We start from the raw sequence: 25,068 nt of genomic DNA on the forward strand, positions 1-25,068 counted from the left end.
GTCTCACCCGGCCGCGGCGAGCTCGGTGACGACACGGGTGAACGCGTGGACCTTCGCGCCGGCCGTGCGGGTCGACCTGAGCAGGGCGTAGCGGATCGGTGGCGCGTCGCGGAACGGGACGTAGACGATGTCCTGACGGGCGTAGAAGGCGGCTGCCAGGACGCAGGTGGGAGTTACCCCCTTGCCCGATCCCACGAGTGTGAGGAAGTCCTGCCAGCTCGCGGCGACCGGGCCACGCGGAACCGGGCGGCCACCGGGTGTGTGCTGCGGGAAATGGGCGTCGAGGAAGACCTGTGACATGCCGGCGGGCCTGATCAACGGCGCCAGCGCGAGGTCCTCCAGGCCGACCGTGTCACGCGTGGCCAGAGGGTGGTCCGCCGGAACCGCGAGAGCACGGGCCGCCGTGCACACGGTGGGCCCCACGATGATGTCCGGCTCCTCGACGGGGAGTTCGGCCACGTGCAGATCGACCCTGCCCGTGCGGAGCGACCGCAGGGTGGCGCCGTAGGAGTCCTCCAGGATCTCCACCGTGCACTCGGGGTGACGCGTGCGCAGCAGGTCGACGGCGTCGAGGAGGAGGCTGCCGTTCCAGGCGGCGGTGTAGCCGACGGACAGTCGGCCCGTGAGGCCACGGGCGGTCTCGGTGGCGCGGCTGATCGCCTCCTGGATCCCGCGGTGGTGCGGTTCGAGATCCGTGCGCAACTGCCGGCCGAGCGGGGTGAGCGCGACCCGGCGGCTTGTGCGGTCGAAGAGGGGCCCGCCGATGCGGCGTTCGACGCCCTTGATGGTCTGGCTCACCCTGCCCTGCGAGACACCCAGCCGTTCGGCAGTACGCCCGAAGTGGAGTTCCTCCGCCAGGGCCAGGAAGGCCTCGATCTCGTGCCGCTCCACCGGCACCCCCTCGTCATTAGCCCGGCTAATGCATACTTTCGCATTCCGATCTTGCTCAGGCCCTCGGGGTCCGGGATCGTGTACGGACGTTCGCCGGTTCCTGCGGCGAGAGGGCTCGTGACGAGGTGGAGGGGCGCGGCGTGCCGTCGTTCAGTGAGGAAGAGATCGCCTACATGGCGTCTCAGCGACTTGCCCGGATCTCGACGGCAGCGCCGGACGGGCAGCCGGACGTGTCGCCGGTGGGATTCGAGTTCGACGGGACGCACCTGTTCGTGGGCGGTGGCGATCCCGTGAGGACCCGCAAGTTCCGGAACGTGCGGGCCGGCAACAACAAGGTCGCGATCGTCATCGACGATGTGGTCACCACCGACCCGTGGGCGCCTCGGTACCTGCGGATCTACGGTGTGGCCGAACTGGTCGAGCGGTCGACGCCGTCCGGAACGGCCCCCTGTATGAAGATCACCCCGAGCGTCTCGTGGAGCTGCAACCTCGAGGGGAAGCCGCTGACGGCCGACCGGCGGGTCCGGCGCACCGTGCACTGACACCCGATCGCCACGGCGGCGCCCCGTCGCCGTGGCGCAGCCTCGTGTCCGGGAGCGGCCGTCCGGCCCACCGCAGACGCACTCAGAGAACGGAATCACCGAGCGATGCCACTGGTACCGGCCGATCCGAACGTGGTGCACCCCATGCCCGAGCAGCCACGGGTCGTGCTGCTCAAACCCCTCGTCACCTCCCCGCTCATCGAGGTCGGGGACTTCTCCTACTACGACGATCCCGACGAGCCGACCGCGTTCGAGACCCGCAACGTGCTCCACCACTACGGCCCGGAGAAGCTGGTCATCGGGAAGTTCTGCGCCCTGGGCGAAGGGGTGCGGTTCATCATGAACGGCGCCAACCACCGCATGGACGGGGCCTCCACCTTCCCGTTCCCGATCATGGGCGGGTCGTGGGCGGAGCACTTCGATCTGATCACCGGCCTGCCCGGACGCGGTGACACCGTCGTCGGGAACGACGTGTGGTTCGGGTACCGGTCGACGGTGATGCCCGGTGTACGGATCGGGCACGGCGCGATCATCGCCTCCGGTGCCGTGGTCGTGGACGACGTGCCCGACTACGGTGTGGTGGGAGGGAACCCGGCCCGCCTCATCCGCCGTCGTCACGGGGAGGAGGACATCGAGCGGCTGGTGCGGACCGCCTGGTGGGACTGGCCCCTGGAACACATCACCCGGCACGTGCGGACGATCATGACGGGCTCCGCCGCCGAACTGGAGGCCGCTGCCCCGGACTCCCCGACCGGGTGACGCTCAGCGGTGGTCTCCCGCATCCGGGTAGGCCGCCGCGCCGGTGCTCTCCCGTGTCACCACGCGGTGCGGGACCACGATCCGGCGGCCGGGCAGTGCCTCGAACCGGCCCAGGACGCGCTCGGTCAGGCACTGCACCGCGCGTTCGGCGATCTGCTCCCGGTCCGGGGCGATCGTGGTGAGGGACGGAGTTGCGAAGCGGCCGTCCTCGATGTCGTCGAAACCCATCACCGCCAGGTCCTCCGGGACCCGCACACCCTCCTCGGCCGCCACGCGCAGCGCGCCGAGGGCGAGTTCGTCGCTGAAGCAGAAGACCGCGTCGGGGCGCCCGGACCGGCGCAGCAGTTCACGAAGGGCCCGCGCACCCTCCCCGCGGTGCAGATCGGCCACCTCCACCTCGGCCACCGGAGAGAGACCGGCCTCCCGCAGCCCCTGCCGGAAGCCCTCGGCACGCAGTTCGGCCGTGCCGTGGCCGAGCCCCGACTGCAGGCCGATCGCCGCGACGCGCCGACGGCCACCCGCGACGAGATGGCGGGCGGCGTCCCGCGCCGCCGCCACGTTGTCCAGGGCCACATGGTCGATGGACCCGTCCGGCGCCAGCTCACCCAGGACGACGAGAGGCAGACCCCCGGCGAGCGAGGCCAGTTCGGCCGGAGACGTCGACCACGGACTGACGATCATCCCGTCGACCTGGTGCCCCTCCGAACCGTCCAGCAGGCGCCGTTCCAGATCCGGGCGTCCCCCGGTCCGCTCCAGGAGCACCGTCCAGCCGCGCTCCCGCGCAGCGTCGATGAGGAGCCCCGCCAGGGCGCCGAAGTAGGGGGAGTGGATCTCGGGCACGACCACCCCGATGAGCCCGGTGCGCCCCTGCCGGAGATTGCGTGCGGCGAGGTTGGGGCGGTATCCCAGCTCCTCCACCGCCGCCATGACCCGGGCGCGCGTCGCCGGTGCGACGGGCGCGGCGTTGCTCACCACGTTGGAGACGGTCCGGACGGACACGCCGGCGAGTGCGGCGACGTCCTTGAGTCTCGCTGCCACGGTCGGTGAGCTCCTGTCCCTGGGTACGCAGGGGCGGTCGGCGGACCATGCCCCGAGCACCGTAACAGCCCCGCCGAACTCCGGTGCGCACACACTCTTGCCACGTTGCCTGCAACGTTGCAACATAGGCACGCCGGCCGACCCGCGGACGAGGAACACCTCGGCCTCCCGTGCCGGTCGGCCGCGCGATCCGTAGACGAAAGGACCACCGCCATGCCCGGAGCCGCCCTGGCCCCGCCTCTCGAAGAGGCCGTCAAGGACCTGTACACGGCAGGGATCACCGCCAACCGCGGCGCCTTCACCCCGCAGTGGGCCGACGTGATGCGCGAGGACATCGAGACGGCTTTCGCCGAGGCACGCGGGCGGGAGGGCGGTGCCGTGGGCCGGGGCCCCCACCGGTACTACGTCGAGATCCACCCCGAGCAGATGCGTGGTTTCGTCGAGCTGGTGGACCATCCCTGGGTGCGTGGGGTGTGCGAGGCGGTGCTGGGGCCCGACTACCGCGTCGTCGAACTGGGCTTCGACGTCCCGCTGGCCGGTGCGGTGAACCAGCCCTGGCACCGGGATTTCCCCATGCCGGACGAGACCCGGCACGGCCGCCGGCTGACGTCCCTCGCCTTCAACCTCACCGCCGTGGACACGCGCGAGGACATGGGGCCCTTCGAGATCGCGCCCGGCACCCAGTGGGACGACGGCGCACGCTTCGGCCACGCGATGTTCCCGCCCCGCGACACCTACGCGCGCTACGAGGGGCTGGCCGAGCGCAAGTACCCCCGACGCGGGGACATATCGGCCCGCTCCGCCCTGACTGTCCACCGGGGCACGGCCAACCACTCGGCCGACTCCCGGCCGGTCCTGGTGCTGGGCGTCGACGCCCCGGGCGCGGGCAACGACGCCCAGCACGACATGGCCGTCACCCGTGCCTACTGGGCCTCCCTGCCCGGGCGGGTCCGGGCCCATCTGCACTGCCCGGTGGTGGAGGAACTGACCCCCATCGTCCAGAAGCACACCATCGAGGGCCTGGTCATGGGCGACGCGTGACGCGTCCGGGCCCGGCGCCGGCCTGGACGGACGGCACCGGGCCCGGGGGCACCTCACCTCACGGAGCCCAGGGCCCGTCCACGGCCCAGGTGGTGTCCTCGGTGAAGGTGGCCGCGTCGTCCCAGGCGTGAGTGCCGCCGGGAGTGGCCAGCCACACCTCCGAACCGATGTGCCGCAGATAGCTGCCGGGCAGATTGGCGCTCGACAGCCGTACCCCACCCGAACCCGCGACCGCGCACCAGGTGGCATCGGCCTTGAAGAGCGCCGAACCGTCGCTCGCGTCACGGCGGACCCGGAAGTCCCGGTGCCGCAGGTACTCGCCGGGGTAGTTGCGGGACTCGAACGAGTAGCAGTTGCCGTTCGCCAGGCCCGTGACGACCTTCCAGGTGGCGTCGTTCTTCAGCAGCGCGCTGCTGCCGCTGTCGACGACGGCCGTGTAGGCGAGTGCCTCGGAGTGGCGCAGGTACTTGTTCGTGTGACCCGGGGTGGTGACCCGGAGCGACTTGTACCCCCCGGTGGGCAGGGTGACCGGCGGTGCCGGGGTCTTCGACGCCTGGATGAGCGCCTGGTTGGCGGCCTTCACCCGCGCGGTGTCCACCTTGACGACCTGGCGGTCGTAGGTGAGCAGCCCGTTCGCCTCGTTCTCCACATCGGTGATCTCCGTGTAGACCGAGGCCGACAGGCCGGCCGCAGCTGGCCGATCCTGATGGCGTCGAGGAGCCCGACGAAGCGGTTGTTCAGCGCGGAGACGCTCGCCTGGTCCTCGTAGCTGAAGCCGCCGCCCGGGAACCACTCATGGCCGGGGACCTTGTATCCGAGCCCGCCGAACTCCCCGAGCACGGCGGCCCGGGTCGCGGTGGGGGCCGTGTTGCCGGGGCCGACGTAGACGTGGTTGTCGATCACGTCGCCGTTGCCGCCGTCCACGGAACCGCAGCAGTTGACCCCGCTCATGTTGTTCACCAGCCGTGACGGGTCGTAGGCCTTGACCTCGTTCGCGATCCTCGCCTGGTCGTACTGCCCCCAGCCCTCGTTCTGGTTGACCCACATCACCAGGGACGGCGAGCTGCGGTGCTGGTCGATGACCGCGTGGTACTCCGCCTCCCACTGGGTGCGGGACGGACCGTCGGGTGTCTTGCCGGTGTCCATGGCGGGCATGTCCTGCCAGACGAGGAGGCCCAGCTTGTCGGCCCAGTAGAACCAGCGCTGGGGTTCGACCTTGATGTGCTTGCGGACCATGTTGAAGCCGAGGTCCTTGTGCGCCTGGAGATCGGACTTCAGCGCGGCGTCCGTGGGCGCCGTGTAGATGCCGTCGGGCCAGTAGCCCTGGTCGAGCGTGCCGGTCTGGAAGACGAACTTCCCGTTGAGGACGGGGCGCAGGATGTTGTCGACCTTCGCCACGGCGATGGACCGCATGCCCGCGTAGCTGCCCACGGTGTCCACCACGGCCGTCCCGTCGAGCAGTTCGGCGCGCACGTCGTACAGGAACGGGTCGTCCGGGCTCCAGAGCCGGGGATTCGGGACGGACACGGAGATGTCGCTGCCGGGCGCCCCGGTCGCCGTACCCACGACGGTGCCGCCGCTTGAGACGGTGACCCGCGCGGTCCGGCCGTTCGCCGAGGCCGCCCGGACCTTGACCCGCAGGGTGTTGTCGCCGAGGTTCGGCGTCATGTCGAGGCGCGTGACGTGCGACGCCGCGACGGGCTCCAGCCACACGGTCTGCCAGATCCCGGAAGCGGCGGTGTAGAAGATGCCGCCACCCGCGTGCGGGTTCACGTCATTGATGCGCTGCTTGCCGACGGCCTGGCCGCCGGTCTGCGTCGGGTCGTAGACGGAGACGACGACCGTGTTCGAGCCGCCGTTCAGCTGGGGCGTGATGTCGTACGAGAACGAGTCGAAACCGCCCTTGTGCGCACCGACCTGGGTACCGTTGACCCACACCGTGCTCTGCCAGTCCGACGCGCCGAAGTTGAGCACCACGCGACGGCCGTTCCAGTTCGACGGCACGGTGAAGGTGCGCTTGTACCAGAGCTTGTCGTTCTCCGTGATCTTCCGCTTGACGCCGGAGAGGGCGGACTCCGCGACGAACGGCACCCTGATCTGCTCGGAGAACGACGCGGGCTGTCCGGCGTCGCGGCCGGTCACCGCGAAGTCCCAGATGCCGTTGAGGTTGGCCCAGTCGGGGCGCGTGAGCTGGGGACGCGGGTACTCGGGGAGAGGGTTGTCGACGGACACCTGATTCGTCCAGGGCGTCGTCATGGGGGCCGGCTTCGGTGTCCAGGCCGTGGGTGCCGCCGCCGCCGGAGCGGTGCCCGCCCCCACCAGTGCGGTGGCGAGCAGGGCCAGCAGGCCGGTGCCGGCGGTCAGCCGTCTCCATAAGGTGCGACGGTGTGGTGCGGGTGCTGACTTCATTTCCGGATCTCCTCGACGGAGGGAAGGACTCGCCGCACCGGAGCGGTGCGGCGAGTGGTACCGGAAGCAGCCGCTCATCGGAGCAGCTGCCAGAGATGGTCGGCGGTGCCGTTGTCGTCGTACTGGACGACGTGGGCGCTGTCGGCGGTGGACATCAGGTCCACGCCGAGCACCTTGTCCGAGTTGCGGTTGCGGATGCGGTACCAGCCGTCGCCGTCCGGCACGAGCTGCCACAGGTGGTCCGCGGTGTCGTTGTCGTCGAACTGGACGACGTGGGCGCTGTTCGCGGTGGACATCAGGTCCACGCCCAGCACCTTGCCGGAGTGCTGGTTGCGGATGCGGTACCAGCCGTCGCCGTCGGCCACGAGACGCCACAGGTGGTCCGCGGTCCCGGTGTCGCCGAACTGGACGACGTGGGCGCTGTTCGCGGTGGACATGCCGTCCACGCCCAGGACCTTGCCGGACTTGCGGTTGGCGATCCGGTACCAGCCGTCGGCCAGCCAGGGCGTCCCGTCGGGGCTCGCCGTCGGGAAGGACGTGATCCGCAGCCGCGCGGCGCCCATCGGGACGAGCGTGACCTCCTCGACCGGGGCGGTGCTGCGGGCGGGGCTCGGTTGCAGGGGCGCCACCACGTGCTCGTCGTCGGCGCTCCACTCGGGGATGCGACGGGCCCGGGCGGTCATGACGAGCGGGGTGCCGTCCAGGGTGAACGGGTTGTCGCCGGGGGCGCGTCCGGTGGACCGGCGGCGCAGGGAGTACGCCGGCCGTGCCCCGTCCAGGACGAGGCCGTAGTTCCACGGGGTGGTGGCGTGGACGGCGTACTCCGGGAACTGATCGGTGCCGCCGATGCGCTCGTAGGACTCCCCGACGCGCAGAGAGTAGGTCAGCGGCCCGTGGTCCACGCTCACCGAGCCGTGGTTGTCCGTCCAGGTGCGCACGGCGGTCCGCTGGGGGAGGCGCAGGGTGACCTCGTCGCCGTCCGCCCAGGTCCGTTCGATCCGGGTGAAGGCAGGGCCGGCCGGGGCGGCGACCCGGCGGCCGTTCACACGGATGTCCGGCTCGGAGCACCAGGCGGGAACGCGCAGTACCAGGGGGAAGCTCAGCGGCTTCGGGGCCTTGAGGGAGAGTGTGACCGTGTCCGTGAAGGGGTAGTCCGTCTCCTCGGTGAAGGTGACCTCCGTGCCGCCGGCGACCTTCGCGGTGACCTCACTGGCGGCGTACATCGCCGCGGCCAGTCCGCCGTCCGGGGTGGCGAGCCAGAGCTCCTCGGTGAAGTAGGGCCAGCCCATGCCGTAGTTGTGCGGGCAGCAGCGGTACTGGTCGACGCCCGGCAGGTACGCCTGCATGGCGAAGCCGTTCTGGAACTGCCGGTCCCGCTTGGGCACGTCGTCCAGATCGACGCTGTTGGCGCTGGTGATGTAGTGGACAGCCCTGCCGGACGGGTCGAGGGACGCGGGCAGCGAGTTGAAGGCCAGCTCCTCGCACCGGTCCGCCCAGAGCGGGTCGCCCGTGATCCGGGTGAGCAGCTGGTGGCTCGCCATGAACTCGACGATCCCGCAGGTCTCGAACCCCTGCCGGGGGTCGCCGTGACCCGGCCGGGCGTTCTCGTCCCCGGCGAAGCCGCCACCGGGGAACTGGCCGTACCGGTCCATGGCCTTGGCGTACGTCGCGTACGTGTCCCGGGTGTCCTGCTGCGATCCGCTGCGCAGGGCGTACTGGGCGGGTTCGCGGAAGCCCTGCGCGATGTTGACGTTGTGGGGGTTCACCAGGTTGTCGCCCCAGTCGGCGCCGTAGCGGTGGATCTTGTCGGCGAGGTCGAGCAGGAAGGTGTCGCCCGTGCGGTTGAACAGCCAGTAGACGCTGTCCAGCCCGTCGCCCCAGCGCAGTGCGATCCAGCTGGTGTCGAACGCGCCGGGCCCCTGGGCGTTCATGTAGCGGAAGAACCTGCTGAGGAACGGGATGACCCGGGTGTCGCCGTCGTACTCCTGCCAGGAGCGCAGCGCCTGGACCAGGGGCAGGAAGGGCCAGAAGTCCGGGCCGCCGTTCAGCGACGTCCGCAGGGCCTTCGGTCCGAAGAACCCGTCGGACTGCTGGGTCGTGAGGATCGCGTCGATCCAGCGGCGGGTGCCGGCCAGCGCCTTCGCGTCACCGGTGACGATGGCCAGGTCCGTGTATCCGCGCAGCCAGTAGGGGACTTCCTCCCAGCCGCCCCGGTCCGGGCGTACCCAGCCGGAGGACTCGAAGTCGAGGAAGTGCGAGAACTCCTCGTACCGGCCGCACAGGCCGTCCAGCTGGAGCCGGAGCTGCCCGGCGAGCCAGCCCCTGGCGGTCACCCGCCCGGGAGGCAGCTTCAGGAACGCCGTGGGGTGCAGCGGCGCGGCGTTGGGGGAGTAGTGGCCACCCCGCGCCGCGGCCATGAGGCCCTCGGCGGCGGTCGCGGTGGTGGCCCAGCGGCCGGCCGCGGTGGTCGCGGCGACGGTGGCCAGAGCGCCGGTCATGAGTTGCCTGCGGTTCAGGGGCATCGTGTGGGGACTCCGCTTCTGCTCGGCCTGACGAGGGGGGTGACCGGCCCGGACCGGGCCGGCGCATGGCGAAGGAGCCTGCCGCGCCCGGGCCCTGGGACACGACAACGAGCTTTCAACGTTGGAAAATTGATGTCGGCGGTATGACAGCACGCGGTCAAGCCGGTGTCCAGGGGTGGCGCAGCACCTGGTGCGATCGCGCCCGGCGCGCGGGTGCGCAGGAGCGGTGGACTCCGGTCGACACATTTTGGAAACGCATCGACAACTCTCTTGCCGCTTGCGGCGCCTCGCCTATATAACGTTGTAAACCGAGCCGCCGAGAGGCCGCACAAGCCCCTCACGACCGTCGTTTCCGCAGCTCGAAGCGGGGTCGCGAGGGATACAGCGTCATCTGCCGCCCAGCGGCTGACGCACCGTCCCGCCATGCCCGACGCACGCCGAACAGCGTGCCGTCACCTCGCCAAGGAGCGTCCCGCGCATGATGATCCAGCGTCGATCCCGTACCCTCGCCGCGGCCTGCCTGCTCGCCGCCACCGCCACGCTGGCAGTTTCCGGCTGCTCGAAGTCGGAGACCACGAACGACGCGGGCGGTGACAGCAGCCAGGGAGCACAGGCGGCCAAGTCCCCCGAGGCCGCTTCCGGCCCGGGCTGTTCGCTGCAGACCTACGGCGCGCCCAAGATCGACCTCAAGAACGCGGTGGTCGGCTTCTCCCAGTCGGAGAAGGAGGCCAACCCGTTCCGTATCGCCGAGACCCAGTCGATCAAGGACGAGGCCGCGAAGGTCGGCGTCAAGAAGCTGCTCACCACCAACGCGCAGTCCCAGCTGTCCAAGCAGATCAGCGACATCCAGGACATGCTGTCCCAGGGCGCACAGTTCCTCATCATCGCACCGCTGAACTCCGACGGTCTCGAGCCGGCGCTCAAGGCCGCGGCGGCGAAGAAGGTGCCCGTCCTCACCATCGACCGCAAGGTCAACTCCACCGCCTGCAAGGACTACGTGGCCTTCCTCGGCTCCGACTTCGTGGAGCAGGGCAAGCGGGCCGCCGACGCCATGATCAAGGCGACCGACGGCAAGGGCAAGGTGGCGATCCTCCTCGGCGCCTCCGGCAACAACGTGACCACCGACCGGACCAAGGGCTTCGTCGACCAGATCAAGGCCGAGGCGCCCGGCATCGAGATCGTCGCCCAGCAGACCGGCGAGTTCGCCCGCGACAAGGGCCAGCAGGTCATGGAGCAGCTCATCCAGTCCAAGCCGGACATCACCGCCGTCTACGCGGAGAACGACGAGATGGGCCTCGGCGCCGTCACCGCGCTGAAGGCCGCCGGCAAGAAGCCCGGCAAGGACGTCAAGATCGTCTCGGTCGACGGCACCCGCAACGCCGTCCAGGCCCTGGTCAACGGCGAGTACAACGCCGTCATCGAGTCCAACCCGCGCTTCGGGCCGCTCGCCTTCGCGACCGCCCAGAAGTTCTACGGCGGCGAGGAGATCCCCGAGAACGTCATCATCACCGACCGCGCCTACGACGAGACCAACGCCAAGGAATCCCTCGGCGGGGCGTACTGATCCGCTCCTGACCCAACGGCCCCGGCCGCCGTGGCACCCGCACCGGGCCACGGCGGCCCCCGGGCCCTCACCCCTGGACAGCGGAAGGCCAGAAACACCCATGGCACCACCCCAAGCAGTACCTCAGGCACCGGAGGCGGCAGGGGAGACGGCCTCCGCCGTGCTCGAAGCCCGCTCGGTGAGCAAACGGTTCCCGGGCGTCGTCGCCCTGGACGACGTCAGCTTCTCCCTGCGCGCGGGGGAGACCCACGCGCTGGTCGGGGAGAACGGCGCGGGCAAGTCGACCCTCATCAAGGTGCTGACCGGTGTGTACCGGCCGGACGGCGGCGAACTGCGGATGGCGGGTGAACCGGTCAGGTTCGCCCGGCCGTTCGAGGCACAGCAGGCCGGGATCTCCACGATCTACCAGGAGGTCAACCTCGTCCCGCTGATGAGTGTGGCCAGGAACATCTTCCTGGGCCGCGAACCCAGGAACCGTCTCAAGCTCATCGACTTCGCCCGCATGCACCGGGAGACGAGCGAACTGCTCGACGGGTTCGGCGTACGTGTCGACCCCCGGCGTCCCCTGCACACCCTCGGTGTCGGGACCCAGCAGATGGTGGCCCTCGCACGCGCCGTGTCCGTCAACGCCCAGGTCGTCATCATGGACGAGCCCACCTCCTCCCTCGAACCACGCGAGGTGGAGACCCTCTTCCGGGTCATCGGGAACCTGCGGGACAAAGGCATCGCCGTCCTCTACGTCAGCCACCGCATGGACGAGCTCTACCGGATCTGCGACCGGGTCACCGTCCTGCGCGACGGACGCCACATCCACACCGGCGACCTCGCCGACCTCGACCGGATGCAGCTCGTGTCGATGATGCTCGGCCGCGACCTCTCCGAGGTACGGCGCTCCGGCGTCACCAGCTTCGCCGCGGAAGGACACGAGGCCGCCCGTACGCCCGTGCTCACCGCGACCGGCCTCTCCAGCAGGCTCCAGCTCCACGACATATCCCTGTCGCTGTACGGGGGAGAGGTGCTCGGCCTCGGAGGTCTCCTCGGCTCCGGCCGCAGCGAGACGGCGAAGGCGCTCTCCGGGGCGCTTCCCCTGGACGCCGGCGAACTCACCGTCGACGGCACCACCTTGAAGCGTCTCACCCCGGCCGCCGCGATCCGGGCCGGCATCAGTCTTCTCCCCGAGGACCGCAAGGCCGAAGGCATCGTGCCCGGTCTCTCGGTCCGGGAGAACATCGTGCTGGCGGCCATGCCCCGCCTGTCCCGGGCCGGCGTCGTCTCGCGCGCCAGGCAGGACCGGATCGTCGACATCTTCATGAAGCGCCTGCGGATCAAGGCGTCGAGTCCGGAGCAGAAGGTCGGAGAACTCTCCGGCGGCAACCAGCAGAAGGTGCTGCTGGCCCGCTGGCTCTGCCTGGAACCCAAGGTCCTCCTCCTGGACGAACCCACCCGGGGCATCGACGTCGGAGCCAAGGCCGAGGTGCAGAGCCTCATCGACGACCTCGCCGGCGAGGGCCTCGCCGTCCTGCTCATCTCCTCCGACATCGAGGAACTCATCGAGGGCGCCGACCGCATCGTCGTCCTTCGCGGCGGAGCCGTCGCCGGTGAGCTGTCGGGCGACGACGTGGCCGAGGACCGGCTGCTCGAAGTGCTCGCCGACCACGCACCGGAGCCGGCGGACAGGGCCCCGGCCGCCCAGGAGGACCCCCGATGACCCCGACCGCCGTCGCCCCGCCCGCGAAGAGCGACAAGCCCCCGAAGTCCGCGAGCCCGCTGGCCCGTCTGCGCGACCCCTCCTGGTACCAGCGCTACGGCGTCTACGTCGCCGTGGCGGTGGTACTGCTCTTCAACGCGCTGTTCACCGAACACTTCATGACCGCGGACAACTTCCGCACCCAGCTCGTCCAGGTCGCCCCCATCGTCATCGTCGCCCTGGGCATGGCCCTGGTCATCGGTACCGAGGGCGTCGACCTGTCCGTCGGCTCGACCATGGCGCTCGCCGCAGCCTTCCTTCCGCTCTACCTCGGATACGGACTCGTACCCGCGCTCGTCGTCTCCCTCCTGGCGGGAGCCGTCGTCGGAGCCGTCAACGGCGCCCTCGTCTCCCTCGTCGGGCTGCAGCCCATCGTGGCCACGCTCGCACTCTTCGTCGGAGGCCGCGGGCTCGCCCTCGTCATGGCCGACGGCCAGCTCAAGCAGATCGTCAACCCCGACCTGCTGTCGCTGGGCACCGGCTCCTTCCTCGGCATCCCGCTCGTCGTCTGGATCGCCGGAATCCTCGCCGTCGCAGTGGCGTTCCTCGTGCAGCGCACCACCTTCGGCCGGCAGGTCGTCGCCGTCGGCGGCAACCGCTCGGCCGCCGCGCTCGCAGGGCTGCCCGTCAAGCGTGTGCTCATCGGCGTGTACGTGATCTGCGGCATCCTTGCCGCGCTCGCCGGCATCCTCGCCACCGCCAGGCTCACCGCGAGCGACCCGTCCTCGCTCGGCACCCTCATGGAACTCTCCGCCATCACGGCGGTCGTCGTCGGCGGCACCCCCCTCAACGGGGGATCCGTCCGGGTGCTCGGAACCGTCGCGGGCGCCCTGCTCATGCAGCTCCTGCGCGCCACGCTCGTCAAGCACGACCTGCCCGACTCCACCGCACAGATCGCCCAGGCGGCCATCATCATCGCCGCCGTCTACGTCGCCCGGGAGCGTCGGTCCCGATGAACGAAACCAAGCCCGTCACCGCCGCCCCGGCCCCCGTGCCGGCGAAGACGCCCGCGGTCCGCCCCGCCGGGCCCCAGCGGACCGGCCGCCTGCGCGTCGCCGAACTCCTGCAACGTCAGGGCGTCCTCGCTGTCCTGCTGACCGTCGTGATCGCCGCCTCGTTCATCTACCCGACGTTCGCCTCCCTGGACAACGCCCGCGGTGTGACCATCCAGGCGTCCTTCCTCGCCGTGGTCGCACTCGGCATGACCATGGTCATCATCACCGGTGGCATCGACCTGTCCGTCGGATCGGTCTTCGCCCTCGGCGGAGTGATCGCCGCCTGGGCCTCGCAGTACGGGTTCCTCGCGGCCCTGCTGCTCCCCCTCGTGGTGTGCGGCGGGATCGGCCTGCTCAACGGGCTGCTGATCGCCCGCGGGAACATGGCACCGTTCATCGTCACCCTCGCCACCCTGCTGGGCGCACGCGGCCTCCTGCTCGCCCTCACCGACGAAGGTGCCACCACCTACCTGGTGCCCAAGGACTCCGCCTTCGGTGAGCTCGGCCAGGGCAGCGTCTGGGGCTTCGGCTACCCGATCGTCATCGCCCTGGTGCTGTTCGGGGCCGGTGGACTCGTCCTGCAGCGCACCTCGTTCGGGCAGACCCTCTTCGCCGTGGGCGGCAGCAGCGACGCGGCCACCCTGATGGGCCTACCCGTCGCCCGCACGAAGATCCTCGTCTACACGCTCAGCGGCCTGCTCGCCGGCCTCGCCGGCGCCCTCAACGCGGCCAGGCTCTCCTCCGGCGTCACCATCGTCGGCGTGGGCATGGAACTCGACGCGATCTCCGCCGTCGTCATCGGCGGCACACTCCTCGTCGGAGGAGCCGGATCGATCAGCGGCACCCTCTGGGGCGTCCTCCTGCTGGCCGTCATCCAGAACCTGATCAACCAGATCGGCTCGCTCAACTCCTCCTACCAGTCGGTGGTCAGCGGCGGCTTCCTTGTCGTTGTCGTGGTGGCACAGCGCTATCTGGCGCGCAGTCGCAGAAGCACCTGACGACCGGCCCGCAGGGCCGGACACAGAGCCAAGCCGAGCCGAGCCGAACCAAGGAGTGCCGTGGGCGTCAGCCTCAAGGACGTTGCGCAACGGGCAGGCGTGTCCATCAAGACCGTGTCGAACGTGGTGAACAACTACCAGCACGTCACACCAGCCATGCGCGCCAAGGTGCAGAAGGCGATCGACGAGCTCGGCTACCGGCCGAACCTGACCGCCCGCCATCTGCGCAAGGGCCGCACCGGCATCATCGCCCTCGCCGTCCCCGAATTCGGCAACCCGTACTTCGCGGAACTCGCCGGAGCGGTCATCGACGCCGCCGCCCGGCACGACTACACGGTCCTGGTCGACCACACCGCCGGTCTCAGGGAGAAGGAGCTCCTGGTCAGCCAGGGATTCCGGTCCCATGTGATCGACGGCCTCATCCTCAGCCCCATCCACCTGGAGACCGAGGACCTCATGGCGCGCACCGAGACGGCGCCACTGGTCCTGCTGGGCGAGCGCGAGTACGAGGCGCCGTACGAACACATCGCCATCGACAACGTGGGGGCGGCCCGCGCGGCCGTCCGTCACCTCGTCGCCCAGGGCAACCGGCGGATCGCCTTCCTCGGATCACGCACCGGCCAGGAGCGCCAGCCCGCGCACCTGCGCCTGAGGGGCTGGCGCGAGGAACTCGCGGCCGCCGGCATCACCCCGGACGAATCCCTCGTCGTGGTCACCGACGGCTACGGCCGTGAGGACGGCGCCGCCGGCATGGCGCAGCTCCTGGACCGGGAGGACCGGCCCGACGCGGTGTTCGCCTACAACGACCTCATCGCCATCGGCGCCATGCGGACCGTCACCGAACGCGGCCTGCGGATCCCGGACGACATCGCCGTCGTGGGATTTGACGACATCGAGGAGAGCCGCTACACCACCACCACACTCACCACCATCGCCCCCGACAAGGAAGCCATCGCCCGCCTCGCCGTCGACAGCCTCGTCGAACAGCTCTCGGGCGAACCCTTCGCCGAACCGCGCAGGCCACGCCCCGGCTACCGACTCGTCGTCCGCGAATCCACCACATCCGGGCCCGACTCCGGCCACACCGAGGATCTCTGATGCCGCGCCCCACCGTGCACCACGCCCCGTTCGGCTCCGTCCAGGGGACCCGGACCGACCTGTGGACCCTCGACAGCGGTACGGGGGTCCGTGCCGAGGTACTGACCTACGGCGCGTCCCTGCACCGCCTCACCGTGCCCGACACCACGGGAGCCGGCGCCTCCGTCGTCCGGTCGCTCGCGACCCTCGACGACTACACCGCCAAGCACCCCTACTTCGGAGCCGTCGTCGGCCGCTACGCCAACCGCATCGCCCACGGCCGCTTCGTCCTGGACGGGACCGAACACCACATCCCCGCCAACGACCGCGGCCACGCCCTGCACGGCGGACCCGACGGCTTCCACGCCAAGGTCTGGGAGGCCGCCCCGGACCGGACCGACGACAGCGTGTCCGTACGTCTCACCCTGCACAGCCCCGACGGGGACATGGGCTTCCCGGGAGCGCTGGACGCCACCGTGACGTACACCCTCGACACGGCGGGCACCCTGGCCGTCGACTACGCCTCGGTCACCGACCGGCCCACGGTCGTCAACCTCACCAACCACGCCTACTTCGACCTGGCCGGACACGACGACGTCCTGGGGCACACCCTCCAGATCGACGCCGACTCCTACGTGCCGGTGGACGACGACGGCATCCCCCTGGGTCCGCCGGCCGAGGTCGGCGGAACACCGTTCGACCTCACCGCGCCCCAGGCCCTCGGGGAGTGCCTCGGCACCGAGAACGCCCAACTGCGCGCCGCGGGCGGCTTCGACCACTGCTGGGTCCTGCGGGACTCCGACAGCGGCGGCCTGCGACGCGCCGCACGCCTCACGGCCCCGGACGCGGCCCGGGTCATGGAGGTGTGGACGACGGAGCCCGGCATCCAGGTCTACACCGCCAACCAGCTGGACGGCTCCTTCACCGACGGGACCGGCCGCCGCCACGGACGGCACGGCTCACTCTGCCTGGAGACCCAGCACCTGCCCGACTCGCCCAACCGGCCGGACCTGCCCAGCACCGTGCTGCGGCCCGGCGACACCGCGCGCAGCCGCACCGAACTGCGATTCCCGCATCTGCAGCACCAGCGGTACGGGGGGCGGGCAGTCGGTCCGGCGCACGTGTGAGGCGGACGCGCCCGTCCGCCGACGTGATGACCGGGCATCGGACGCCCCTGGTGTGACGGACGCGCGCCGCGCGTCCGTCACACCAGGCGTCACTTCAGGTAGGCACCCGCCGTCCCGATCTTCCCCGGGGCCGCGTTCCTGCCGCCGAGGTCGAGGACGTACACCCGCAGGTTTCCCTTGCCCGGTGCCGCGACGGACAGCGTGCCGCCCGTCACCACCGTGGTGTCACCGGTGACGGCGTCCTTGTAGGTGCCGTTGGGGATGCCCGTGTAGGTGGCGCTCCCCGTGACCGTCACCAGCGCGAAGCTGTCCGTGCCGCTCGCCGCGTCGGTGTAGCGGCGCTTGTAGGCCATCGAGCCGGTGATGCCCTCGGTGGAGTACTGCCCCATCTGGAGGGCGGGTACCGCGCGGCGGATCTGGTTGAGCCGCTGAACGTGCTTGACCAGAGGCTTCGCCAGGGTGTCGGCGACCGCGCCGGTCGCGGAGGAGACCGTGCCGAAGTCCGGCGCCGTCACGCTGCCGGCGACCTGGTCGCCGAAGTAGGCCCGTCCGGTCGTCGCCAGCGGGCAGGTGGGCCCGCAGTCGATCTTCTTTCCGGCCTGGAACTCGATCTCGGAGCCGTAGTACAGCGTCGGGATGCCGCGGAAGGTCCACATCAGGGACATGTTCTCGGCCCAGGCGTCCGTGCCGCCGGCGTACCGTTCGCTGCTCTTGTTCGGGCCGTAGTCGTGGCTGTCGACGTACACGACGTTGTAGGTGGCGTCGTTGTAACTGTCGTCGGAGTCCTTGCCGTTGCTGTAGGCGTTGTTCGCGTCACCGAAGTTCATGTGCATGCGCATGTCGATGACGTTCATCCCGGAGAACTTGCTGTGGTCCGGAGCGTGGTAGCTGTTGCCGTTCAGGAAGGCGTTGGTGGACGTCGGCTGGGAGCCGGTGCCCTGCTGCTGTTCGTAGTCGTACATCTCCAGGGCGGCCTTCTCGTCGTCCGCGCTGTACTCCTTGCGCTCCTTCCATGTGTAGAACTGGGCGGAGTGGTTGACCGAGCCGCGGTTCCACTTGTCGTTGACGAAGGCGGCGACCTCGCCGAAGACGAAGAAGTTCTTCGCGGCCTCGGCGCCGAACTGCTGTGTCACCCGCTCCTGGATGGCCGGCAGGAAACGGCGGTTCCAGGTGGTGCGGGGGATGTGCACGGCGGTGTCGACGCGGAAGCCGTCCACGCCCATGTCGATGTACTTGTTGTACGCGCCGATCAGGTAGTTCTGCACGGGCGCGCTCTCGGTGTTGAAGTCGGCGAGGTCGTCGTGCAGCCAGCACGAACGGGAGTCCTCACCCTCCCAGTTGCCGATCCAGCAGTTGTGGTAGTAGGCCTTGGGGAACATGCCCGACGTGGGGTTCGGCCACTGGCAGTTGTAGATCCGGTAGCCCTCCGGCGACGTGTACTGGGTGGGGGTGCCCCAGTTGACGCAGGTGTTGCCCGAGGGTTCGGCGGTGGACCACAGGTCGCCGTTGTAGTACGACTTCCCGGACTTTGTCTCGACGGTCAGGCCGTCGTATTCGAAGCCCTCGTTCCTCTCGTCGTAGTACCAGCTCCACTGCGTGTCGCGGACTCCGTAGACCGTGGGGGTGAACAGGCCCTTGGCGCCCCAGCGCGACGAGTGGTTGTAGACGACGTCCTGGTAGATCTTCATGCCCTTGGCGTGGGCCGCGTCGATGAGGTCCTGGTAGGAGGCGCCCGCGGACTCCAGCCGGGAGTCGACCTCGTAGAAGTCGTAGCCGTGGTAGCCGTGGTAGTCGTAGTCCGACCGGTTGAGCACCACCGGGGTGATCCAGACGGCCGACATGCCGAGGCCCTTGATGTAGTCGAGCTTCTCGACCAGGCCCTTGAAGTCGCCCCTGAACATGGGGTCGTCGTTGGCCGCGTTGCCCGACTTCTCGTGCTGGTTGCCGCCCCGGTTGTTGGAGCTGTCACCGTCGTTGAAGCGGGCGGTGAGCACGAAGTAGATCGGGTCCTTGCGGGGATCGGTGCCCAGCGGCTTCCCGGACGCGGGGGCCGTGGGCTTCTCGCCGGTCGTCGCGGTCGCGGCGGCCGAGGCGGCCGACACGTTCCCCGCCGCGTCGACGGCCTTGACGGTGTAGCCGTACGCCGTCTTCGCCTCCAGACCCGTGTCGGAGAAGACCGTGGAGCCGACGTCGGTCACCACCGTGCCCTTGGTGCCGCCGGTGCGGGTGACCTGGTACTTCGTCACACCGCGGTCATCGGTGGAAGGGTCCCAGGTCACCACGACGGACACGCCGTCGGCGCTCGCCGACACCTTCGTGGGCGCCGTGGGTGCCTCGGTGTCCGGGGCGGCGGTCGCGCACGGGTCGGTGGCGTCGGCAGTGACCTTCCCGGCCTTCACCGTGGAGAGCCCGTCGGGGACCGTGTAGTCGGTGCCGTTGTTGTTGTCCCAGACCCCGTTGCCGTTGTTGAAGGTGGCCTGCATGGAGGTGGCGGTGCCGAGGTCCACCGACTTCCTGACCCAGCCGGTGCAGGCTGCCTCCATGCCGACGCCGGGCACGGTGGTCCAGGTGCCGCCCGCCGGCTGGTAGTGGAGGTTGGTGGTCGTCCAGCCGACGGTGGCCGTCGAGTAGTAGACCGAGGCGGTGTGCGCCTCACCTGGCTCCGCACCCGTGTCCGAGCAAGGGTCGCTGTGGGCCACGACCCCGTCCTTGACCGTGATGCTTCCGGTGCCCAGGGCGTAGTTCTTGCCGGCGTTGTTGTCCCAGACGCCGGAGCCGTTGTTGAAGGTCGCGGCCAGGCCGGTCGCGCTGCCCAGGCTGACGGTCTGCTTCACCCAGTCCGTGCAGGCGGCCTCCATGGCCACACCGGGCACGGTGGTCCATGATCCGCCGTCGGGTGCGTAGTGCAGCTTGTACGCCGACCAGTTCCTGGTCTTCGTGTAGTAGAAGACCGTGGCGGTGGATTCCGAGGCAGCCACGGGCACGGCCGAAACGGGTCCTGGGGGCTCGGGCGACGAGGTCAGGAGCCCCGCCGTCACCAGGGCCGCGACGGCCGCCGCTGACAGGCGTCCGAGCAGCCGCAAGGGGGTGCGTCTCATCTTGTGTGTCTCCAGGGGAGGGCCGCGGGCGGGTGGACCGCGGCTGCCGACAGCACGGCCGCTCCGCGAGCGGCCGTGAGGATCCCGCCGGAGAACCCGGACGCGCCTCGGGGTTCGGGCGAGCAGTGCGCCCTGGCAGAAATTCCTGTCAGAACCTTTCTGCAATCTCTTGCATCCAGGAAGTTACCGGTGCATGACAGGTCCGTAAAGGGGGTGCGCACACCGTCCGGTGGGGGATCGGGGGCGGGGTGGGTTCCGGTACGAATCCCTCGTCCGGATCGGTTCGAGGGCGGTTCCGCGCCGCCCGGCCGCCCCGCCCGCGTCCCGCTGCCCGGGCGGGCGACGGTGCGCGTTCAGCAGTGAGGCGGCGGAGCCGTGCTGCCCCGGACGACCAGCCGCGTCGGGACCAGGGTGGTACCCCGTTCCGTCGTCTCCTCCCGGATCTGCCGCAGCACCCCGTCCACGCACAGTCGGCCGATCTCCGCGAAGTCCTGGTGGACGGTGGTCAGCGGCGGAAGGAACGAGGCGGAATCGGCGATGTCGTCGAACCCCACCACGCTGACGTCCTCGGGCACACGCCTGCCCGTCTCGTGCAGGGCCCGGAGGACGCCCAGCGCCATCTGGTCGTTCGCCGCGAAGATCGCGGTGCACGCGGGATCCGCCGCCAGGGTGAGGCCCGCCGAGTATCCCGAGGCCGCCGACCAGTCGCCGTCCACCGGGGGAGGGACCGGGCGCCCCGCCCTCTCCAGGGTGTGCCGCCAGGCGTGGGCGCGGCGCTGGGCCGCGAACGACTCCGGTGGGCCGGCGACATGCACCACGGTCCGGTGACCGAGGTCGAGCAGATGTTGCACAGCTGCCTCGGCGCCTCCGGACTGGTCGGTGTCCACCACGCTGTAGCGGTCGCCGGCGTCGGAGTCGGCCACCACGACATGGGTGTGCGGCGGCAGCGAGATGGCGGCGTCCAGCAGGCGGACCTCCATGATCACGATGATGCCGTCCACCACCTGTTCGCCGAGAAGGGTGACGGCTCCCCTGACGCCCGTGCTGGTGGGCGTGGCGACGGGCAGCAGGGTGATGGCGTAACCCTCGTCCGCGGCGGAGGCGGAGATGGCCTCCAGTGTCCGGACGTTGCCCGTCGTGGCCAGTGTGAACAGGATCACGCCCAGCGTGCGGAACTTGCCGCTCTTGAGGGCGCGCGCGGCGCTGTTGGGGCGGTAGTTGAGATCCTTCATGGCGGCGAGAACGCGTTCGCGGGTGTCCTCGGACACGATGGGATGCCCGTTGGACACGCGGGAGACCGTCTGTGAGGAGACTCCGGCGAGACGCGCGACATCGGCCATGGATGCCTCCTTGCGAGCAGGTCTGTCCATGGCTCGCTGCTGTCCCTGCACTGGTCCGCCTCCGTCGTCGTCGTGTGAGCCTTTCACCGGGTGGGGAGTGCTCGTGCGGCCGCGGGTCGTCCTCGCACCGCGTGCGTTCCTGGGTGATGACCCGACAGGGAGGCCCCCTGTCGCTGCTTCGCGTCGGGTTCGTACCGCGTGGGACCGGGGGCTCGGGTCACCGGCATTTCTACCACTGCCGGACAGACGGCGCCGACATGAGGACGAGGTGCGTCACGATGTGCTCTACCAGACAGCAGGGCTGTTGGAGGACAAACCCACGAAACTCGTCCGAGTGATTGACAATCCGGCCTTGACCGTTGGGAGGAGACCGTGTGAACATCCTCTCACCGATGGATGTTTACGTAAACATCGGTCCTCTCAAGCACAGCGCCTCCACGATGACCGGTGTCTCCATCCGGCCGGGGCCATGCTCAACGCCGGAACAACAGGAGTACCCATGACGGCCGTTACGCCGATCACAACCGGACGCCGCCCACCGGCGGCAGTCTCTCGCAGTCGGCGCGGGCGGACGGGATGGATCTTCGTAGGGCCGTTCATGGCCGTTTTCGCGCTGGTTTTCCTCGCCCCGATCGCCTACTCCCTGTATCTGAGCTTCTTCCGCGACCAACTGGTGGGCGGGACGTCGTTCGTCGGCCTGGACAACTTCCAGCGGGCCTTCGAGGACGAGCAGTTCTGGGCGGCCGTCGGCCGGATCCTCCTCTTCCTCGTGGTGCAGGTGCCCGTGATGCTCGGGCTCGCCCTGCTCGTAGCCCTGGCCCTGGACAGCGGACGGCTCTACGGGAAGAGCTTCTTCCGGATCGCGATCTTCCTTCCGTACGCCGTGCCCGCCGTCGTCGCCACACTGATGTGGGGCTTCATCTACGGCACGCGCTTCGGGCTCGTGGGGAACATCAACGATGCCTTCGGGGTGTCCCTGCCCGACCCGCTCTCGCCCTCCCTCGTGCTCGCCAGCATCGGCAACATTGTCACCTGGGAGTTCATCGGCTACAACATGCTGATCTTCTACTCCGCGCTGCGTGTCGTGCCCAAGTCCCTCTACGAGGCGGCGGAGATCGACGGCGCGGGGGAGTGGCGGGTCATCACCGCGGTCAAGATCCCCGCGATCCGTGGCGCGCTGGTGATCGCGACGATCTTCTCGGTGATCGGCAGCTTCCAGCTGTTCAACGAGCCCAGCATCCTGCAGAGCCTGGCGCCCAACGCGATCACGACCTACTTCACGCCCAACCTCTACACGTTCACGCTGTCCTTCTCCGGACGGCAGCAGAACTACGCGGCCACGGTCTCCCTCGTCATGGGAGTCGTCACGATGATCATCGCCTACGCGGTCCAGCTGCGCGGCATGCGAAAGGAGGCGTGAGCGATGAGCGCCCCTTCCTTCACCGCCGATCAGACGCCCCGGCGAACCACCCACCGTGCGTCGGCACCCCGACGCGCCGTACGCAGGCAGCACTCGGTGGCCCGGCCGCGCCGCAGCACCGTGCTCACGATCCTCATGGGCCTGACCGCGGTCTACGCGCTCATGCCGCTGGCCTGGCTCGTCATCAACGCGACCAAGACGCAGAAGGGTCTTCTCGACTCCTTCGGTCTCTGGTTCAGCGGGGACTTCGCCCTCTGGGACAACATCTCCCAGACGCTGACCTACGACGACGGCATCTTCGTCCGCTGGTTCCTCAACACGCTGCTGTACGTGGTGGTGGGCGCCGGCGGTGCGACGTTCCTCGCGGTACTCGGCGGCTACGGTCTGGCGAAGTTCGACTTCGCGGGCAAGCGGGCCGTATTCGCCACCGTCATCGGCGCCGTGGCCGTGCCCGCGACCGCGCTGGCCGTCCCCACCTTCCTCATGTTCAGCAAGATGGGCCTCACCAACACGCCGTGGGCCGTCATCATCCCGTCCCTGATCTCACCGTTCGGGCTCTACCTCATGTGGGTGTTCGCCGCCGAGGCCATCCCCACCGAGCTCCTGGAAGCCGCCCGGGTGGACGGTTCCGGCGAGCTGCGCACGTTCTTCCAGGTCGCGCTCCCGCTGCTGACGCCGGGCATCGTGACAGTGCTGCTGTTCACCATGGTGCAGACCTGGAACAACTACTTCCTGCCTCTTATCATGATCAAGGATCCCGACTGGTACCCGCTGACCCTGGGCCTGAACGCCTGGAACCAGCAGGCTTCCACCGCCGGCGGCCAGCCGGTCTTCAACCTGGTCATCACGGGCTCCCTGCTGACCATCGTGCCCCTGATCGCCGCCTTCCTGCTGCTCCAGCGCTACTGGCAGTCCGGTCTGGCGGCGGGCAGCGTCAAGGGGTGACACGCACCCCGGCTCCACCGGACACCCGATCTCCGCGCTCCGGAACCGGTTCCCCCCGGTCCTCGACCGGCGCGGCGTACCACCCCTCTCCAACTCCGCACCCCCGTGCGGATGTTCCAGGGTTCGTGCACCACCCACACCACAACGGAGTAGAGCAATTATGAGAACCATGACCAGACGCGCGATGCGTGGCGTCGGCCTTCTGTGCGCGGCCGCGCTGAGCCTCACCGCGTGCGGGTCCTCCGACGAAGACGCCGCATCGGAAAAGACCGTAAGGGGAACTGATCTCCGGGCGGCCCTCAAGGAGGGCGGTTCCATCACGGTGTGGGCGTGGGAGCCGACGCTGAAGCAGGTGGTCAGCGACTTCGAGAAGGAGTACCCCAAGGTCAAGGTGAAGCTGGTCAACGCCGGTACCGGCAACGACCAGTACACCGCCCTGCAGAACGCCGTACAGGCCGGATCCGGTGTGCCGGACGTCGCGCAGGTCGAGTACTACGCCCTGGGCCAGTTCGCCCTCGGCAAGTCCCTCGAGGACCTCAGCCGCTACGGTGCCGACGAGTTCAAGGACGACTACTCGCCCGGACCGTGGAACTCGGTCACGGTCGACGACGCCGTGTACGCCCTGCCCATGGACTCGGGCCCGATGGCGCTCTTCTACAACAAGAAGGTGCTGGACAAGCACCAGATCGCCCTGCCCACCACCTGGGACGAGTACCTCGAGGCGGCCCGTGCCCTGCACGCGGCGGACCCGAAGTCCTACATCGCCAACGACACCGGCGACGCCGGCTTCACCACCAGCATGATCTGGCAGGCCGGTGGTACCCCCTTCAAGACCCGTGACACCGAGGTGACGGTCGACCTCACCGCCGACAAGGGTGTCACCGCCTTCACCAAGGTCTGGCAGAAGCTCCTCGACGAGAAGCTCCTCGCGCCGATCGAGAACTGGAGCGACGAGTGGTACAAGGGCCTGGCGGACGGCACGATCGCCACGCTCTCCACCGGTGCCTGGATGCCCGCGAACTTCGTCTCCGGTGTCGAGTCGGCCTCGGGTGACTGGCGCGCCGCGGCGCTCCCGCAGTACGAGAAGGGCGGCGAGGTCAGCTCCGAGAACGGCGGCAGCTCCCTCGCGGTGATGAAGGCGGGCAAGAACAAGGACCTCGCGTACGCCTTCAACGAGTACGCGAACCACTCGGACGGTGTCCAGGCCCGAATCGAGGGCGGCGCCTTCCCCGCGACCACGGCGGACCTGTCCTCGAAGTCGTTCCTGAACACCCCCTTCCCGTACTTCGGCGGCCAGAAGGCGAACGAGATCTTCGCCCGCTCCGCCAGCCAGGTCCCCGAGGACTGGTCCTACCTGCCCTTCCAGGTGTACGCGAACTCCGTCTTCAACGACTCGGTCGGCAAGGCCTACGTCTCCGACACCACGCTGGCCGAAGGGCTGAAGCAGTGGCAGAAGACCTCCGTGACCTACGGCAACGACCAGGGCTTCGCCGTCAACAAGTGACGTCCCGGCCTTGAACCGGCGCGGGGCGGCTGTCCGTTCCGACGGGCGGCC

Annotated in this window: 17 protein-coding genes and 1 pseudogene; 12 read left to right on the top strand and 6 right to left on the bottom strand. The window is 69.5% G+C overall.

Annotated features, from left to right (window positions below; translation table 11 throughout):
• Positions 1 to 3: 3 nt before the first annotated feature.
• Positions 4 to 891: a LysR family transcriptional regulator gene (locus tag P8A20_RS34425; protein ID WP_147961430.1), complete on the bottom strand. Its 888-nt coding sequence runs from the start codon at positions 889 to 891 to the stop codon at positions 4 to 6.
• Positions 892 to 1,031: 140 nt separating this feature from the next.
• Between P8A20_RS34425 and P8A20_RS34430 the strand changes: the two genes are divergently transcribed.
• On the top strand, positions 1,032 to 1,433 hold the full coding sequence (locus P8A20_RS34430; protein ID WP_306104915.1) for a PPOX class F420-dependent oxidoreductase: 402 nt from the start codon (positions 1,032 to 1,034) through the stop codon (positions 1,431 to 1,433).
• Positions 1,434 to 1,538: 105 nt separating this feature from the next.
• A complete protein-coding gene (locus P8A20_RS34435; RefSeq protein ID WP_147961429.1) occupies positions 1,539 to 2,192 on the top strand; it encodes a CatB-related O-acetyltransferase in 654 nt (217 codons plus the stop codon).
• A 3-nt stretch (positions 2,193 to 2,195) separates the two neighbouring features.
• Here P8A20_RS34435 and P8A20_RS34440 read toward each other — a convergent pair whose 3' ends face one another.
• A complete protein-coding gene (locus P8A20_RS34440) occupies positions 2,196 to 3,230 on the bottom strand; it encodes a LacI family DNA-binding transcriptional regulator (protein ID WP_147961428.1) in 1,035 nt (344 codons plus the stop codon).
• A 213-nt stretch (positions 3,231 to 3,443) separates the two neighbouring features.
• Between P8A20_RS34440 and P8A20_RS34445 the strand changes: the two genes are divergently transcribed.
• Positions 3,444 to 4,271: a phytanoyl-CoA dioxygenase family protein gene (locus P8A20_RS34445; protein WP_306104916.1), complete on the top strand. Its 828-nt coding sequence runs from the start codon at positions 3,444 to 3,446 to the stop codon at positions 4,269 to 4,271.
• 58 nt (positions 4,272 to 4,329) lie between these two features.
• Here P8A20_RS34445 and P8A20_RS34450 read toward each other — a convergent pair.
• Positions 4,330 to 6,680 (bottom strand): annotated as a pseudogene (locus tag P8A20_RS34450) (AbfB domain-containing protein).
• Positions 6,681 to 6,754: 74 nt separating this feature from the next.
• A complete protein-coding gene (locus tag P8A20_RS34455; RefSeq protein WP_147961425.1) occupies positions 6,755 to 9,202 on the bottom strand; it encodes an RICIN domain-containing protein in 2,448 nt (815 codons plus the stop codon).
• A gap of 478 nt (positions 9,203 to 9,680) precedes the next feature.
• On the opposite strand from P8A20_RS34455, the gene P8A20_RS34460 reads away from it, so the two are divergent.
• The 6 genes from P8A20_RS34460 to P8A20_RS34485 all read left to right on the top strand — a co-directional run bounded on the left by P8A20_RS34460 (position 9,681) and on the right by P8A20_RS34485 (position 16,710).
• On the top strand, positions 9,681 to 10,766 hold the full coding sequence (locus P8A20_RS34460) for an ABC transporter substrate-binding protein (protein ID WP_306104917.1): 1,086 nt from the start codon (positions 9,681 to 9,683) through the stop codon (positions 10,764 to 10,766).
• 100 nt (positions 10,767 to 10,866) lie between these two features.
• A complete protein-coding gene (locus tag P8A20_RS34465; protein WP_306104918.1) occupies positions 10,867 to 12,474 on the top strand; it encodes a sugar ABC transporter ATP-binding protein in 1,608 nt (535 codons plus the stop codon).
• Positions 12,471 to 13,469, top strand: a complete 999-nt coding sequence (locus P8A20_RS34470) for an ABC transporter permease (protein WP_306104919.1) — start codon at positions 12,471 to 12,473, stop codon at positions 13,467 to 13,469. Before P8A20_RS34465 ends, P8A20_RS34470 begins: the two co-directional genes overlap by 4 nt.
• Positions 13,466 to 14,506, top strand: a complete 1,041-nt coding sequence (locus P8A20_RS34475) for an ABC transporter permease (protein WP_306104920.1) — start codon at positions 13,466 to 13,468, stop codon at positions 14,504 to 14,506. The genes P8A20_RS34470 and P8A20_RS34475 overlap by 4 nt, the downstream gene beginning before the upstream one ends.
• A gap of 60 nt (positions 14,507 to 14,566) precedes the next feature.
• Positions 14,567 to 15,604 carry a LacI family DNA-binding transcriptional regulator gene (locus P8A20_RS34480; protein WP_306104921.1) on the top strand — a complete coding sequence of 346 codons (1,038 nt, stop codon included), beginning with the start codon at positions 14,567 to 14,569 and terminating at the stop codon, positions 15,602 to 15,604.
• Positions 15,604 to 16,710 (top strand): aldose epimerase family protein, encoded by a 1,107-nt coding sequence (locus P8A20_RS34485; RefSeq protein ID WP_147961419.1) that lies wholly within the window; start codon positions 15,604 to 15,606, stop codon positions 16,708 to 16,710. Before P8A20_RS34480 ends, P8A20_RS34485 begins: the two co-directional genes overlap by 1 nt.
• A gap of 89 nt (positions 16,711 to 16,799) precedes the next feature.
• On the opposite strand, the gene P8A20_RS34490 is transcribed toward P8A20_RS34485, so the two are convergent.
• Together P8A20_RS34490 and P8A20_RS34495 are read right to left on the bottom strand one after the other, a co-directional pair.
• The gene (locus P8A20_RS34490; RefSeq protein WP_147961418.1) at positions 16,800 to 19,808 is read right to left on the bottom strand and encodes a carbohydrate binding domain-containing protein; all 3,009 of its coding nucleotides are present in this window, start codon (positions 19,806 to 19,808) and stop codon (positions 16,800 to 16,802) included.
• 353 nt (positions 19,809 to 20,161) lie between these two features.
• Positions 20,162 to 21,148, bottom strand: coding sequence for a LacI family DNA-binding transcriptional regulator (locus P8A20_RS34495; protein ID WP_147961417.1), 987 nt, complete (start codon positions 21,146 to 21,148; stop codon positions 20,162 to 20,164).
• A gap of 499 nt (positions 21,149 to 21,647) precedes the next feature.
• Between P8A20_RS34495 and P8A20_RS34500 the strand changes: the two genes are divergently transcribed.
• The 3 genes from P8A20_RS34500 to P8A20_RS34510 all read left to right on the top strand — a co-directional run bounded on the left by P8A20_RS34500 (position 21,648) and on the right by P8A20_RS34510 (position 25,017).
• Positions 21,648 to 22,568: a carbohydrate ABC transporter permease gene (locus tag P8A20_RS34500; RefSeq protein WP_147961416.1), complete on the top strand. Its 921-nt coding sequence runs from the start codon at positions 21,648 to 21,650 to the stop codon at positions 22,566 to 22,568.
• 3 nt (positions 22,569 to 22,571) lie between these two features.
• Positions 22,572 to 23,513: a carbohydrate ABC transporter permease gene (locus P8A20_RS34505; RefSeq protein ID WP_147961415.1), complete on the top strand. Its 942-nt coding sequence runs from the start codon at positions 22,572 to 22,574 to the stop codon at positions 23,511 to 23,513.
• A 160-nt stretch (positions 23,514 to 23,673) separates the two neighbouring features.
• Entirely contained in the window at positions 23,674 to 25,017 is a 1,344-nt protein-coding gene (locus P8A20_RS34510) for an ABC transporter substrate-binding protein (RefSeq protein WP_147961414.1), read from the top strand.
• The last annotated feature ends 51 nt before the right edge of the window (positions 25,018 to 25,068 follow it).

It is taken from the genome of Streptomyces sp. Alt3 (assembly GCF_030719215.1).
Taxonomy (GTDB): Bacteria; Actinomycetota; Actinomycetes; order Streptomycetales; family Streptomycetaceae; genus Streptomyces; species Streptomyces glycanivorans.